Raw genomic sequence first — 13,981 nt, 5'->3', positions numbered from 1 at the left:
GACCTCCTGGAGCCGCCGTCATGCACGACGACCGCAGCATCACCGAACACCGCCTCCGCCGGGTCCTCAAGGAGCGCATCCGGCCCGCCGTCCACTCCCGCCCCGTCCCCCTCACCGTCGAGCGCTGGGAGGCTCCCGGCGAACCGGTCCCGGTCGCCGAAGCACTGGCCGCCCCGTACGGGCCCTGCGCGGCCGGCGACCCCTGGGGGCCCGCCTGGGGCACCACCTGGTTCAAGGTCACCGGCGAAGTGCCCGCCGACTGGGCGGGCCGAACCGTCGAGGCCGTCCTCGACCTCGGCTTCGACCGGATGATGCCCGGCTTCCAGTGCGAGGGACTGGTCCACCGGGCCGACGGCAGCGAGGTCAAGGCCCTCAACCCGTACAACGACTGGGTGCGGGTGGCCGACGCCGCGGCGGGCGGCGAGCGGGTCGAGTGGTACGTCGAGGCCGCCTCCAACCCCGTCCTGGTCGAGCACGCACCCACCTACGAGGGCGACCGGCTCACCAGCGGGGACCGGCCGCTCTACCGGCTGGCCCGGATGGACCTCACCGTCTTCGAGGCCGAGGTCTGGGAACTCGTACAGGACCTCGACGTACTCGCCGAACTGATGGCCCAGCTCGACGTGGACGACGCACGGCGCCACGAGATCCTGCGCGCCGTCGACTCCGCCCTCGACGAGGTCGACCTCGACGACGTCGCCGGGACGGCCGCCGCCGCCCGCGCACGCCTCGCCGGGGTGCTGGCCGCCCCGGCGAACGCCTCCGCGCACCGGATCAGCGCGGTCGGCCACTCCCACATCGACTCGGCCTGGCTCTGGCCGCTGCGCGAGACCGTCCGCAAGGTGTCGCGCACCACCTCCAACATGGTCGCCCTGATGGACGAGCACCCCGAGTTCGTCTTCGCCATGTCACAGGCCCAGCAGCTCGACTGGGTCAAGACCCACCGGCCCGAACTCTTCGAGCGGGTCAAGAAGAAGATCGCCGACGGGCAGTTCGTACCCGTCGGCGGCATGTGGGTGGAGTCCGACACCAACATGGTCGGCGGCGAGGCCATGGCCCGCCAGTTCCTCTACGGCAAGAAGTTCTTCCTGGACGAGTTCGGCATCGAGACCCGCAACGTCTGGCTGCCCGACTCCTTCGGCTACACCGCGGCGATGCCGCAGCTCGTCAGGCTCTCCGGCGCGCAGTGGTTCCTGACCCAGAAGATCTGCTGGTCCCAGGTGAACAAGTTCCCGCACCACACCTTCTGGTGGGAGGGCATCGACGGCACCCGCGTCTTCACGCACTTCCCGCCCGTCGACACCTACAACAGCGACCTCGGCGGCGCCCAGCTGGCCCACGCCGCACGCAACTACCGGGAGAAGGGCCGGGGTTCGCGCTCGCTGGTGCCCTTCGGCTGGGGCGACGGCGGCGGCGGCCCCACCCGCGAGATGCTGGCCCGGGCCAGGCGCCAGCGCGACCTCGAAGGCTCCCCGCGCGTGGAGATCGAGCGGCCCGACGCCTTCTTCGAGAAGGCCCGCGCCGAGTACGAGGACGCGCCCGTCTGGGCCGGCGAGCTCTACCTGGAGCTCCACCGCGGCACCTACACCTCGCAGGCCCGGACCAAGCAGGGCAACCGGCGCAGCGAGTCGCTGCTGCGCGAGGCCGAACTGTGGGCGGCGACGGCCGCCGTCCGCGTACCGGGCTTCGACTATCCGTACGAGGACCTGGAGCGCGTCTGGAAGACCGTCCTGCTGCACCAGTTCCACGACATCCTGCCGGGCTCCTCCATCGCCTGGGTGCACCGCGAGGCCCGCGCCACCTACGAGAAGGTGCGCGAGGAGCTGACCGCGATCACCCTCGCGGCACAGACCGCCCTCGCGGGCGCGGGCGAGGAGGAACTGGTCTTCAACTGCGCCCCGCACGAGCGGCGCGGCGTCCCGGCAGGCGGCGCGGGGCGGGCGCGCGCGGCCGAGCAGCCGGTCACGGTGGAGGAGCGGCACGGCGGCGGGCACGTCCTGGCCAACGGGCGGCTGCTGGTGGAGATCGACGGGCGGGGCCTGATCGTCTCCGCGTACGACCTGGAGGAGGGCCGCGAGGCGCTCGCCCCCGGCGGCGCCGCGAACCTGCTCCAGATCCACCCCGACTTCCCGAACATGTGGGACGCCTGGGACGTCGACGCCTTCTACCGCAACAAGGTCACCGACCTCACCGCCCTCGACTCGCTGGAGGTCACCGGGCGGGAGCCGGACGCCTGCACCGTCACCGTCACCCGTTCCTTCGGCTCCTCCGCCGTCACCCAGGCCGTCACCCTGCGGGCCGGGGCCAAGACCGTGGACATCGCCACGGACGTGGACTGGCACGAGACGGAGAAGTTCCTCAAAGCCGCCTTCCCGCTCGACGTCAAGGCCGAACGGACCGCTTCCGAAACGCAGTTCGGGCACGTGTACCGCGCCACCCACACCAACACCTCGTGGGAGGCGGCCAAGTTCGAGATCTGCGCCCACCGCTGGATCCACGCGGAGGAACCCGGCTGGGGGGTGGCGCTGCTCAACGACTCCACGTACGGGCACGACGTCACCCGCCGGATCCGGGAGGACGGCGGTCAGACCACCACCGTCCGGCTCTCCCTGCTGCGCGCCCCCCGCTACCCGGACCCGGAGACCGACCAGGGGCGCCACACCCTGCGCTTCTCGCTGGCGCCCGGCGCCGGCATCGGGGACGCGGTGCGCGAGGGGCACGCGTTCAACCTGCCCGAGCGCGTGCTGCGGGGCGCGGGGCCGGTGGCCCCGCTGCTGGCCGTCGACCACGACGCGGTGGTGGTGGAGGCGGTCAAGCTCGCGGAGGACCGCTCCGGGGACGTGGTCGTCCGGCTGTACGAGTCCCGGGGCGGCCGGGCGAAGGCCGTCCTGAGGCCCGGGTTCGCGGTCACGGAGGCGGTCGGGAGCGACCTCCTGGAGCGGCCGCTGCCGGGCTCGGAGGTCGGCGCCCCCGCCCCGGACGGCGGGGTCGCCCTCACCCTGCGGCCGTTCCAGATCCTCACGGTCCGCCTCCGGCGCGCGTGAGGCCCCCGGAGCCGGGCCGGCCGCCGGCCCGGCTCCGCCGCGTTCATCCGGTCGGCCGAGCAGCGCAGGCCGCCGGGGCTCCGCCGGGCAAGGCTGTGGGAAGGACCGCCACCACCGCACAGACGAGGACCGCCCCATGTCCCACAGCCGACGGATCAGCACCATCGTGGGGGTCGCGGCACTGCTGCTGACCGCCTCCGCCTGCTCCGGCCTGGGCCGGAGCACCGTGGGCATGCTCACGTTCCGCGGCCACGACTCACCGGTCGAGCTGAGCTACTCCAACACCCCGGTCAAGGGCTGCCACAAGATCCGCATCCCGAAGGGGGCCACCCACGTCGAGAACAACACCCTCGTGGACATCGTCCTGTACCGGACGGAGAACTGCGGCAAGGCCGAGGCCGAAGGGGCCGAGGCTGCCGAGGGCGTCTACGTGGCCACGAAGCTCTCGAACGTGACCGCCCCGCACAGCATGCCCTGGCGCAGCTTCAGGGTCATCCACTGACGAGCCCCGGCCCGGCGGAGGGCGTGAACTCCGCCACAGCGTCCCTGCGGGACGGGCCCCGGCTCCCGGAATCCCGGGCACCGGGCCCGACCCTGGTTATGCACTTAGTTGCAAAACCCGGCCCTCCTCGCTAGAACAGGTTCATCACCCCCGCGCGAGGAGGCGCCCCCTCATGAGTTCCCAGAGCCGGTACCCGCATCTGCTGAGCCCCCTGGACCTCGGCTTCACCACCTTGCCGAACCGCGTGATCATGGGGTCGATGCACACCGGCCTCGAAGAGCACGCACACGGCTTCGAGCGCCTGGCCGCCTTCTACGCCGAGCGCGCCCGCGGCGGCGCCGGCCTGATCGTCACCGGCGGCATATCGCCCAACGACGCCGGACGCCCCTTCGAGGGCGGCTCCCGCCTCACCACCGAGGAGGAGGCCGCCGAGCACCGGGTGATCACCGACGCGGTGCACGCCGAAGGCGGGAAGATCGCGATGCAGATCCTCCACTTCGGCCGCTACGCCTACCACAAGGACCTCGTCGCCCCCAGCGCGATCCAGGCCCCCATCAGCCCCTTCGTCCCGAACGAGCTCACCGGCACCGAGGTCGAGCGCACCATCGAGGACTTCGTCCGCGCCGCCCGCCTCGCCAAGCTCGCCGGCTACGACGGCGTCGAGATCATGGGCTCCGAGGGCTACCTGGTCAACGAGTTCATCGCCGCCGCCACCAACAAGCGCACCGACCGCTGGGGCGGCGCGTACGAGAACCGCGTGCGCTTCCCGCTGGAGATCGTCCGGCGCACCCGCGCGGCCGTCGGCGAGGACTTCATCCTGATCTACCGGCTCTCGATGCTGGACCTGATCCCCGGCGGCTCCACCCTCGACGAGGTCGTGCACCTCGCCAAGGAGATCGAGGCGGCCGGCGCCACCATCATCAACACCGGCATCGGCTGGCACGAGGCCCGCATCCCCACCATCGCCACCTCGGTCCCGCGCGGCGCCTACACCTGGGTCACCAAGCGGCTGATGGGCGCGGTGAGCGTGCCGCTGGTCACCAGCAACCGCATCAACACCCCCGAGAAGGCCGAGGAGATCCTCGCCGACGGCCGCGCCGACCTGGTCTCCCTCGCCCGTCCCTTCCTCGCCGACGCCGACTTCGTCGCCAAGGCCGCCGCCGGGCGCTCCGAGACCATCAACACCTGCATCGGCTGCAACCAGGCCTGCCTCGACCACACCTTCAGCGGCAAGATCACCAGCTGCCTGGTCAACCCGCGCGCCTGCCACGAGACCGAGCTCGTGCTCTCGCCCACCCGGACGAAGAAGCGCGTCGCCGTCGTCGGCGCCGGCCCGGCCGGCCTCGCCTGCGCGGTCACCGCCGCCGAACGCGGCCACGCCGTCACCCTCTTCGAGGCCTCCGGCCACATCGGCGGCCAGCTCGACGTGGCCCGCCGGATCCCGGGCAAGGAGGAGTTCGAGGAGACCATCCGCTACTTCGGCACCCAGCTCGCCGCCCGCGACATCGACGTCCGCCTCGGCACCCGCGCCGACGTGGACACCCTGCGCGGCTACGACGAGGTCGTCGTCGCCACCGGCGTCACCCCCCGCACCCCCGCCATCGAGGGCGTGGACCGGGACAACGTCGTCAGCTACCTCGACGTCCTGCGCGACGGCGCCCCCGTCGGGCAGCGCGTGGCCGTCGTCGGCGCCGGCGGCATCGGCTTCGACGTCGCCGAGTACCTCACCGACAGCGGCGAGGGCGCCTCCCAGGACCCCGAGGTCTACTTCCGGCACTGGGGCGTCGACACCGCGTACGCCGGCCCGGGCGGCCTCACCGCCCCCGAGCGGCCCGCCGCCCCGCGACAGGTCACCCTGCTCCAGCGCAAGACGACCAAGGTCGGCGCCGGCCTCGGCACCACCACCGGCTGGATCCACCGCGCGGAGCTCAAGCACCGCGGGGTCGTCTCGGTCGCCGGGGCCACGTACGAGCGGATCGACGACGAGGGCCTGCACATCACCGTGGGCGGCGAACCGCACCTCGTGCCCGCCGACACGGTCGTCCTGTGCACCGGCCAGGAGCCGCGCCGCGACCTGTACGAGGCGCTGCGCGCCGAGGGCGTCGAGGCGCACCTGATCGGCGGCGCCGACGTCGCCGCCGAGCTCGACGCCAAGCGCGCCATCCGCCAGGGCACGGAAGTGGCCGCCTCCCTCTAGGGAGTTGTGGCGGCCCGCTCCGGGCCGCCACAATCGCCGGGTGACGTTGACACCGGCAGACGCGGACAAGATCCTCACCGACAACTTCGCCCCCTGGGTGCTGGCCCTCGGCCTCACCGTCGAGGAGACCGGCGAGCGGCACGCCGTCCTGCGGCTGCCCTGGTCGGGCTCCCTGGCCCGCGACGGCGGCGGCCTGTCCGGCCAGGCCCTGATGGCCGCCGCCGACACCGCCACCGTCATCGCGATCTCCGCGGCGCGCGGGGCGTACGGCCCGATGACCACCGTCCAGCAGTCGACGAGCTTCCAGCGTCCGGTGACCGGCACCGACGTGCTGGTCGACGTACGCGTCACCAAGCTGGGCAGGCGCATGGCCTTCGCCGACGTCACCATGACCCCCGAAGGGGCCGGGGAACCGGCGGCGAAGGCCTCCACGGTCTACGCCCTGCTCGGCTGACCCGGCGGCGTCAGAACCGCAGCGGACCGGCCGGGAACGGCAGCGGCTTCGGCGCCGGCGGGGCGTCCTGCCGCTGGGCCGGCGCCGGAGCCGTCCGGCAGGTCACGTCCCGGGCTGGCAGCCGGCCCGTGGCCAGGTAGGAGTTGACCGGGGCGTTGGCACAGGAGTTGGGGTCGGCCAGGTACACGCCGTGGCCCTCCCCGCCCATCGCGAGCACCATCCGCGAGCCCTTCAGGGACCGGTGCAGCCCCTGCCCGCTCACGAGCGGGGTCTGCGAGTCCCACTCGTTCTGCACGGTCAGCACGTTCGCCCGGGTCTTCATCGGGGTGGCCGCCTCGGCGGGCCGCTGCCAGAAGGCGCAGGGCTTGATGTTGGAGGCGAAGTCCCCGTACAGCGGGTACCGGGCCTTGTCCCGCGCCGCGTCCCGCGCGTACTGGCCGGGATCGCGCGGCCAGGATCCGGTGTCCCCGCACAGGACGGACCAGAAGACGGCGGTGCCGTTGTCGGACGCCGGCTCCGAGGCGCGCAGCGCCTTCTTCAGGTCCGGCACGGCCAGGCCGGCGGGCTGCGGTGCACCCTCGGCGGCCGCCTTCAGTGCGGCGACGAGCGGCGCGGCCTGCTGCGGGTAGAAGAACAGGGCGCGCGCGGTGCGGATGTCATCGCCCGTCAGCTTCACGCCCTGGAACTCGATCGGCTCGCGGTCCGCCCGGGCCACCAGCCCCCAGAACGTCTCCGACACGGCCTGCGGCGTCGCACCGAGCCGGTACTCGCCGTCGCGCTCCGCCGTCCACCGCGTCCACCGGGCGAAGGCCGGCTCGGCCTCCGTGGCCCACGCCTGGAGCATCCCGCGCCAGAGCAGCTGCGGGTCGACCCCGCTGTCCAGCACGAAGCGGTCGGTGCGGGACGGGAACATCTGCGTGTAGACCGCGCCGAGGTACGTCCCGTACGAGTAGCCCACGTAGGAGATCTTCCGCTCGCCCAGGGCCGCGCGGATCGCGTCCATGTCGCGGGCCGTGTTGCGGGTGGTGATGTGCGGGAGCACCGAACCGGCCTTCTCCCGGCACTTGTCCGCGACGGTGCGCGCCCAGGCGACGTCGGAGGGGAAGGTCTCGGGGCGGTACGGGCGGTCGAAGTTCTGCTCCGCCTCGCTGAGCCCGCAGCTGACCGGGCTGCTGGCCCCGACGCCGCGCGGGTCGAAGCCGATCAGGTCGTACCGCTCCTTGACCTCCTTCGGCATGGCCTCGTCCATCATCAGCGGCAGGTCGAGCCCCGAGCCGCCGGGTCCGCCGGGGTTCAGGAGCATGATCCCGTGCCGCTTGGCCGGGTCCTGGCTCTTGATGCGGGATATGGCGAGGTCGATGGCCGCGCCGCGGGGCCGCTGGTAGTCGAGCGGCACCTTGAGGGTCGCGCACTCGTACGAGGCCGGCCGGTCCGGGCTGCAGCGGTGCCAGGAGGGCTGCTGCGGCTGGTAGTCGGAGGGGGCTGGGGCGGCCGCCGCCTGGGTGGCGGAGAGCAGGGGCACGGAGGTCGCGAGGAGGCCGGCGGCGGCGAGCAGGGGCGCGAGGCGTTTCATGCGCACGAAGAGCCGTTCCTTTCGGAGAGGGGCGATTCCGTGCCCACCTTGGAGTACGCGGGAGGTGGGGCGAATCATCCCTCAGGGCGGCTCTCGTGCTCCTTCGTGCAACTCGCGAATGAGGGAAATTCCGGACAACTGGCCGACGCGCCGCGCTTGTTGGCGCACCGGGAGCCCCGGCCCCGGACCCCCGCACCGGGAGTCAGTGCCCGGTGTGCCCGGTGCCGGTCTCCAGCGTGCCGCCGAGACGTTCGCGGAGCGCGGTCAGGGCTTCGGGCGACGGGGCGGTGACCACCCAGCGGTCGCCCACCAGGTAGACCCCGCCGTACACCCGGGTCTCCGCCAGCCAGGCGCGCAGGCCCTCTTGGGCGGCGAAGGTGGTCAGGCGGTAGGCGCCCTGCCCGGTCGCGCAGGCCCCCTGGCGCAGTTCGTCGGCCTCGGTGACCGACTCGGCGGTGCAGCCCAGGGCGGAGGCGAGCTCCTCCACCGTGGCGGTCCTCCCGGCCGGACTCCCGCCCGCGTGGGCCGCGTGGGCCGCAGCCCCGCCGTGCGCGGGCGGGTCCGCGGCGCAGCCGCCGGCCAGCAGCGCGCCGCACAGCGCGGCACCGGCCGCGAGGAGGAGGCGGCTTCGGCGGTCGGACGGGGACATGGCGACCTCACGGGAAGCGATCGGAGGGAGGAGGGGTGTGGTGCCCGGCGGGGAGGGGAGGGGGGCCGGGCACCACGGTTCATGGGTGTCCCGGCCGGCTCAGCCGGCCGCCTTCGCCTTCTTCCCCTTGTCGGTGACGGCCCACCAGAGGTTCTGCTTGCCCTGCCCGTTGACGTCGCCGGGCGCCTTGTCACCGGTGAACGTGTAGACCGGCCAGCAGTCGATGGTCAACTGCTCTGTTCCGTCGGGCCTTTTCACCGAACCGACGAGTTTGGCGTCGATTCCCGACACCTGTGACTTGTCGACGGGCGCGGCGGGCTTCCAGCTGTCCGTGCAGGAATCCACGCAGCCGATTTTCATCGGCCAGGCGCTGTCCTTGTCGAACCGGTAGAGGGTCCAGCCCTCCGAATTCTGGACGATATTGCCGAGCTGGGCGTTCTGCCGTACCGAAAGCGCGACCTTCGCCGCTTCCTGGGTCCCTTCCTCGGCTCCTCCTTCCTGCCCCATTCCGTGTTCCTGCATTCCCGTTCCCGTTCCCTTTCCGGCGCCGGCCGGTTTCCCGTCGGGGCCCAGGACGTGCCAGGTGCCGCCGACGCCCTCGCCGAGGGCGTCGCCCGCCTTGGTGTCCTTGGCGTACCGGTACACCGGCCAGCCCCCGACCGTCAGCTGCTTGCTGCCGTCGGCCCGGGTGACCGAACCGAGCAGGGCCGCGTCGATGCCCGCCCCCGCCGAGGCCTCGTCCGCCGGTACCACCGGCCAGGCCTTGGCGCAGTCGCCCTCGCAGTTGGACTTGGGCGGCTTCGCGGTGTCCTTGTCGAACCGGTAGAGCGTGAACCCGTCGCCGTCGGCGACCCCGGAGCCCACGTTCGCCATCTCCCGCACCTGGAGCTTCCCGGCCGGCCCGCTCTGCCCGGCGCCGCCCGCCGGGGCGGCTCCGGAGCCCTCGCCGTAACCCGATCCGGATCCCGCCCCGTATCCCGAACCCCCGTCGGAGCCGTATGCGCCGAGCTGCTTTCCGGAGCCCGCCGGCTGGACCGCGTTCGCCTTCGAAGCGGGTTTGTCCGCGGCACCGCAACCGGCTGTCAGCAGCAGTACCGCGACCGCCGACCCGGCGATTATCTCCCGGCGCATTGTCTTCACGATCTCTCCTTGGGATTCGGTGCAGTCGTGCTCTTTGCCTGCGGTCATTGATACGGGGAGAACGACGGCCGAAGCGGATATCCGCGGGAATTTGTCAGATCGCGCCAAGAATGAACTCGGGGGCGTCCCGCACACGTGCGCCCGCTCATTCCTGGATGCGCAGCGCGAGGGCGGGGCAGCGGCGTACCGCCCGCAGCGCCTTGGGCCGCAGGTGCCCCGGCACCGGCATGGACGCCTCCGCCGGGTAGCCGTCCGCGTCGAGCCGTACGACGTCGGGCAGGACGTCCACGCACAGCCCGTGCCCCTTGCACAGGGTCCAGTCCACCACCAGCCGCTCCGGCGGGCTCTCGTCCCGCGGCAGCGGCAGCGCCCCCACGATCCGCCGCCCGCAGCCGCTGCCGAGGGCGTGGTCGCGGAACTCGTCGGGGAACGCGGCGAGCGCCGAGGCCACGAAGTGCGAGGTGCCGTCGGGATGGCTGCACGCACCCCGGCCCCGGACCGCCCTCAGCCGCGCCTCCACCGCGTCGAGGGCGCCGCGGCCCCCGCCCCGCACGGCGTCCTCCAGTACGTCGGCCAGCGCGGGCAGGCCCCGTACGCAGGGCCCGCACTGCCCGGCCGACTCCTTCGCCATCCAGCGCGTCACCCGCGCGACCTCGCCGGCCGGGCAGGTGTCCTCGGGCAGCGGCAGCACCGCCCCCGCCCCCAGCACCGCGCCGAAGGCGGACAGCGACCCCCGGGACACGTCCGCCGAGCGGGCCGCCCCGGGATCCAGCCAGCGGCCGTGGTACCCGCCGACCAGCACGCCCTGCCCGGTACGGGTGCCGCACAGGTCGAGGATGTAGGCCAGTGAGGTCCCCGTCGGGGTCTCGACCACCGTGTGGCCGGCGACGGTCAGCAGCACGGTGCCCGGCTCGGAGGGCAGGCCGGCCGCCCGGTAGTCGGGGGCGCCCATCCGGGCGGCGACGGCGAGCTGCGCGTAGGTCTCGGTGTTCGACAGCAGCGTCGGCACCCCGCCCAGCCCCCGCTCGCTGGTCCGCACCCGCCGCCCGGACGGCAGTGCCGCGCCCCCGTTCAGCCCGCCCACCATGGCGGTCCCCTCGCCGGTCACGAAGCGCTCGGGCAGCCGTGACACGCGCACCCGGCGGCCGCCCGGCCCCCGTTCCGCGACGGCGTCCCGCACCGAACGCTCCACGTCCGACCGGGTGACGGCCACCACCACCTCCTCCGCGCCGACCGCGGCGGCGGCGAGCAGGGCGCCGTCGAGCACCAGGTGCGGGGCGTGCAGCAGCAGCGCCTTGTCCTTGAGGCAACTCGGCTCCCCCTCACTGCCGTTGACCACGACGGCCGTCGTCCCCTCCCGCTCCCGGGCGGACCCGATGACGGCACGCAGCTTCCGGGCGAAGGGGAAGCCGGCCCCGCCGCGGCCCCGCAGGTCGATGTCGGCGGCCAGGCCGACGAGTTCGTCCGGGGCGTAGCGCGGCAGCGGGCCGTGCGCCGCCAGATGGGCCTCGCGGCCGAGCCGCGGGTCCCGGTCGAGCCCGGCCAGCAGCCGGGGGGTGCCCACGCAGCCGAGGCCGGGGCGCGCGGATCCGCTCACGACCACCGCTCCCCGTCACCGCGCGGACCGGACCGCCGCTCGGCGCCCGGGCCCGCCGCGGCTGCCGCGTAGGGCGCGCGCCCGGGCCGCGGCGGCCCCGCCGCGGGTCCGGAAGCCGCGCCCCTGCGGGGCCGCACCAGCAGGTCCGCGAGCGGTACGTCCTGGATGAAGAACGGCCGTACGCGCGGGGGCTGGGCCGGCGCCTCCCCGGCCCCGGTGTTCTGCGGGACGGACGGCTGCCAGGCGGCGCCGAGCCCGCGGGCCCTGAGCCGGAAGGCGAGCAGGCCGATGACCCCGGCCAGGCACAGCCCGTAGGCCGCCGTCACCCAGGTGTCGGCGGCCCGGCCTGCCTTCAGCCCGTGCAGCAGCGACGCGCCCCACGCCGGGTACGCGCCGATGTGCAGGGCCCGCCACCACAGGGAGCGGCTCTGGGTGGCGAACACACTACGCAGGGCGCCGGAGGCCGCCACGGCGACGAAGAGATATCCGGCCAGGGTGCCCAGGCCGATGACGACCGGCCGGTCCGTGTCCGCGAACGGCACCGCGGCGGCAGCGGCGTCCGCCTGCTTCTCGGCGACCTTGACCCAGATGTGCAGGCCGAGGAAGCCCAGCCCCGCCACGGCCAGGCCCCGGTGCACGCCCTGGGCCAGCAGCCGGTGGCCCGACCCCAGCAGCACCCGGTCGGTGGCCACCAGCCCCCACAGGACGGTGGAGGTCAGGCAGACGAGCGAGAGCACGCCCGCGCCGAAGTCGAGGAACTCCCACAGGCGGGTCAGGGCGCCCGCGCGGGCCGCCACGAGGAACGAGACGAGGGCCGCGCCGGCGGCGCACAGCGCGCTGGGGCGCAGTCTTCCGGCGGCGGGCAGCAGTGAGGGCCGCCGGACGGCCCGCCGCCCGGCGGCCGGAGCCGCGGCGGCCTCCGCCGCGTGGCGACTCCTGCGTCGTGCCCTGTGGGAGCGGGGTATGTGCGGCTGGGGCAGGGGCATGCGGTTCTCCTGAGCACCCGGGCTCCGAGCGGTCCACCTCGCGCTCGGCACCCGGGGGTTGGGGGACGGTGACGGCCGGCAGCGCTGCGAATTCCCGCGCCGGCCGAGGGGCTCGGGGGCCGGAGTGCAGCAGCATCGTGGAGCTACGCAGCATCTCCACAGGATTTATCGAAACGTGATAATTTCTCGCACCGCGTCCACAGCGCATCGAACAACCCCGGAAGATTCCCCTCCAGTGGAGGTTGCGACAGGCCACCGCCTCGTCGGCCATCCATGCGTCCCCGGCGGCAAAAACAAGGCAAATCCGTGGGACCGAAAGTGGCCGGAACCCTCCAGAAGGGGACGCGGTGGCTGCAACTCTCTTGGCAGACAGGGCTGTTGGCGATACGGACAACCCTGGCGGGCCTGTCACCCCTGTACCGGACAGGCCTCACCCGGCAAGAACGAGGAAACGATGTGCGAACTTCTGAACCGCATCTGGTCCCGCCCGCGCGGAGAGTGGACCCGTGTCCTGCGCAGGGAACTCCCCGCGCTGGCCGCGGAGATAGTGGAGGAGCTTCTGCATGGAATTCCGGAATTTTCCGCCCTTGTCGATGACAACGATGCCATCGATGACGATCTGCTCAGGCTGAGGGTGGAAGAGGCCCTTCTCTCCGCTCTCGGCTACCACGACGACGGCGACCGCGACCAACAGTGCGCGGACCCCGCGCAGGACCCCGTGCCGGACCCCGCCGAGGGCGTGACCGGCACCATCCCCGGAGCCCCGGCCCGCCGCACCGGGCCGGCCCAGGAAGAGGACCGCCACGACGGCCGCGTCGAGGAACCGCGGGGCACCGTAAGGGAATACGTACGCGAACCCGCGCGCGAGCACGAGCGGACCGACGGCGGCCACGGCGCGGGCCACCCGCTCCGGCAGGTGCCCGCCGCCCCGCCGGACCGGGCCCGCCAGGAGCTCTTCAGGGCCCTCACCGACGACCGGACCGCGTGCGAGGGCTCCCTCGCCGAACTCGCCGAAGCGGCCCACTGGCCCCTCCCGCCCGCGGTGCGGGCCGTCGCCCTGGCCACCCCCGGCGAAACGCAGCAGCTGGCGGCCGTCCTCGACGATGCCCTCGCCGGCATGTTCGCCGGCCGGCCCTGCCTGCTGCTCCCCAGCCCCGACCCCGACGCCCGCGCCGCCCTCGAGCTCCCCCTCCGCGGCAGGTTCGCGGCCGTCGGCCACGCCGTCGCCCCGCGCGACACGGCCTCCTCGCTGCGCTGGGCGCTGCGCCTGCTGACCCTGACGCCCAACCGCGGCGGCCTGGACACCCGGGCCGTCTTCGTCGACGACCACCTCTCGACCCTCATGCTGCTCCAGGACGAACCCCTCGCCCACGCCCTGGCCGCCCGCTGGCTCAAGCCGCTCGCCGACCTCACCCCCCGTCAGAGCGAGCGGCTGGAAGTCACGTTGCTCGCCTGGCTGGAGGGCGGCGGCGCCCCGGAGGCGGCCAAGGCCCTGAGCGTGCACCCGCAGACGGTGCGCTACCGGATGCGGCAGCTGGAGAAGCTCTTCGGGCCGGGACTGCGCGACCCCCGGACCCGCTTCGAACTGGAGATGGCCCTGCGCAGCCGCCGGCTGATGGCCCAGGTGCGGCGCCAGAACTCGCGCACCGGCCGCAGGAACGGACGGGTGGTCACCGCCGACTTCACCCCCCTGGTCGTCGGACGGATGGCCCGCGTCAACGGACTGTGAGCCGCGCGCTCCCGCCCCGGCGGGAGCGCGCAGGGGGGGGGGGGGGGGGGGGGGGGGGGGGGGGGGGGGGGCCGGGGGGGGGGGGAGGGGGACCGCTCGCCACGCACCCA

At 73.7% G+C, this 13,981-nt stretch carries 10 protein-coding genes; 5 read left to right on the top strand and 5 right to left on the bottom strand.

The annotated features are described in order from the left end of the window. The first annotated feature begins 20 nt into the window (after positions 1 to 20). From ACZ7IF_RS02865 to ACZ7IF_RS02850, 4 genes are all read left to right on the top strand, one after another. The gene (locus ACZ7IF_RS02865) at positions 21 to 3,044 is read left to right on the top strand and encodes an alpha-mannosidase (protein ID WP_470961921.1); all 3,024 of its coding nucleotides are present in this window, start codon (positions 21 to 23) and stop codon (positions 3,042 to 3,044) included. 136 nt (positions 3,045 to 3,180) lie between these two features. Further along, the gene (locus ACZ7IF_RS02860; RefSeq protein WP_470961918.1) at positions 3,181 to 3,546 is read left to right on the top strand and encodes a hypothetical protein; all 366 of its coding nucleotides are present in this window, start codon (positions 3,181 to 3,183) and stop codon (positions 3,544 to 3,546) included. Between the two features lie 172 nt (positions 3,547 to 3,718). Continuing rightward, the gene (locus ACZ7IF_RS02855; protein WP_470961915.1) at positions 3,719 to 5,743 is read left to right on the top strand and encodes an NADPH-dependent 2,4-dienoyl-CoA reductase; all 2,025 of its coding nucleotides are present in this window, start codon (positions 3,719 to 3,721) and stop codon (positions 5,741 to 5,743) included. A 40-nt stretch (positions 5,744 to 5,783) separates the two neighbouring features. Further along, the gene (locus ACZ7IF_RS02850; RefSeq protein ID WP_470961912.1) at positions 5,784 to 6,197 is read left to right on the top strand and encodes a PaaI family thioesterase; all 414 of its coding nucleotides are present in this window, start codon (positions 5,784 to 5,786) and stop codon (positions 6,195 to 6,197) included. Positions 6,198 to 6,207: 10 nt separating this feature from the next. On the opposite strand, the gene ACZ7IF_RS02845 is transcribed toward ACZ7IF_RS02850, so the two are convergent. The 5 genes from ACZ7IF_RS02845 to ACZ7IF_RS02825 form a co-directional block, all read right to left on the bottom strand. Continuing rightward, complete coding sequence (locus ACZ7IF_RS02845) at positions 6,208 to 7,776, bottom strand: alpha/beta hydrolase (RefSeq protein WP_470961909.1); 1,569 nt, start codon at positions 7,774 to 7,776, stop codon at positions 6,208 to 6,210. Between the two features lie 196 nt (positions 7,777 to 7,972). After that, positions 7,973 to 8,419 carry a hypothetical protein gene (locus ACZ7IF_RS02840; RefSeq protein ID WP_470961906.1) on the bottom strand — a complete coding sequence of 149 codons (447 nt, stop codon included), beginning with the start codon at positions 8,417 to 8,419 and terminating at the stop codon, positions 7,973 to 7,975. A 99-nt stretch (positions 8,420 to 8,518) separates the two neighbouring features. Beyond that, entirely contained in the window at positions 8,519 to 9,550 is a 1,032-nt protein-coding gene (locus tag ACZ7IF_RS02835; protein ID WP_470962309.1) for an SCO0930 family lipoprotein, read from the bottom strand. Between the two features lie 154 nt (positions 9,551 to 9,704). Further along, the gene (locus ACZ7IF_RS02830; protein ID WP_470961903.1) at positions 9,705 to 11,156 is read right to left on the bottom strand and encodes an NADH-ubiquinone oxidoreductase-F iron-sulfur binding region domain-containing protein; all 1,452 of its coding nucleotides are present in this window, start codon (positions 11,154 to 11,156) and stop codon (positions 9,705 to 9,707) included. Next, entirely contained in the window at positions 11,153 to 12,142 is a 990-nt protein-coding gene (locus ACZ7IF_RS02825) for a hypothetical protein (RefSeq protein ID WP_470961900.1), read from the bottom strand. The genes ACZ7IF_RS02830 and ACZ7IF_RS02825 overlap by 4 nt, the downstream gene beginning before the upstream one ends. Positions 12,143 to 12,596: 454 nt before the next feature. Between ACZ7IF_RS02825 and ACZ7IF_RS02820 the strand changes: the two genes are divergently transcribed. After that, on the top strand, positions 12,597 to 13,871 hold the full coding sequence (locus ACZ7IF_RS02820) for a PucR family transcriptional regulator (RefSeq protein ID WP_470961897.1): 1,275 nt from the start codon (positions 12,597 to 12,599) through the stop codon (positions 13,869 to 13,871). Positions 13,872 to 13,981: the final 110 nt, after the last annotated feature.

The sequence above is a fragment of the Streptomyces sp. NPDC037421 genome (assembly GCF_055602105.1).
This window is presented reverse-complemented; position numbering and strand designations above follow the sequence as displayed.

Excerpts from the sequence above, each read along its gene's own strand:
- ACZ7IF_RS02865 (WP_470961921.1), top strand. The coding sequence starts at position 21 with ATGCACGACGACCGCAGCATCACCGAACACCGCCTCCGCCGGGTCCTC.
- ACZ7IF_RS02860 (WP_470961918.1), top strand. The coding sequence starts at position 3,181 with ATGTCCCACAGCCGACGGATCAGCACCATCGTGGGGGTCGCGGCACTG.
- ACZ7IF_RS02855 (WP_470961915.1), top strand. The coding sequence starts at position 3,719 with ATGAGTTCCCAGAGCCGGTACCCGCATCTGCTGAGCCCCCTGGACCTC.
- ACZ7IF_RS02840 (WP_470961906.1), bottom strand. The coding sequence starts at position 8,419 with ATGTCCCCGTCCGACCGCCGAAGCCGCCTCCTCCTCGCGGCCGGTGCC.
- ACZ7IF_RS02835 (WP_470962309.1), bottom strand. The coding sequence starts at position 9,550 with ATGCGCCGGGAGATAATCGCCGGGTCGGCGGTCGCGGTACTGCTGCTG.
- ACZ7IF_RS02825 (WP_470961900.1), bottom strand. The coding sequence starts at position 12,142 with ATGCCCCTGCCCCAGCCGCACATACCCCGCTCCCACAGGGCACGACGC.
- ACZ7IF_RS02820 (WP_470961897.1), top strand. The coding sequence starts at position 12,597 with ATGTGCGAACTTCTGAACCGCATCTGGTCCCGCCCGCGCGGAGAGTGG.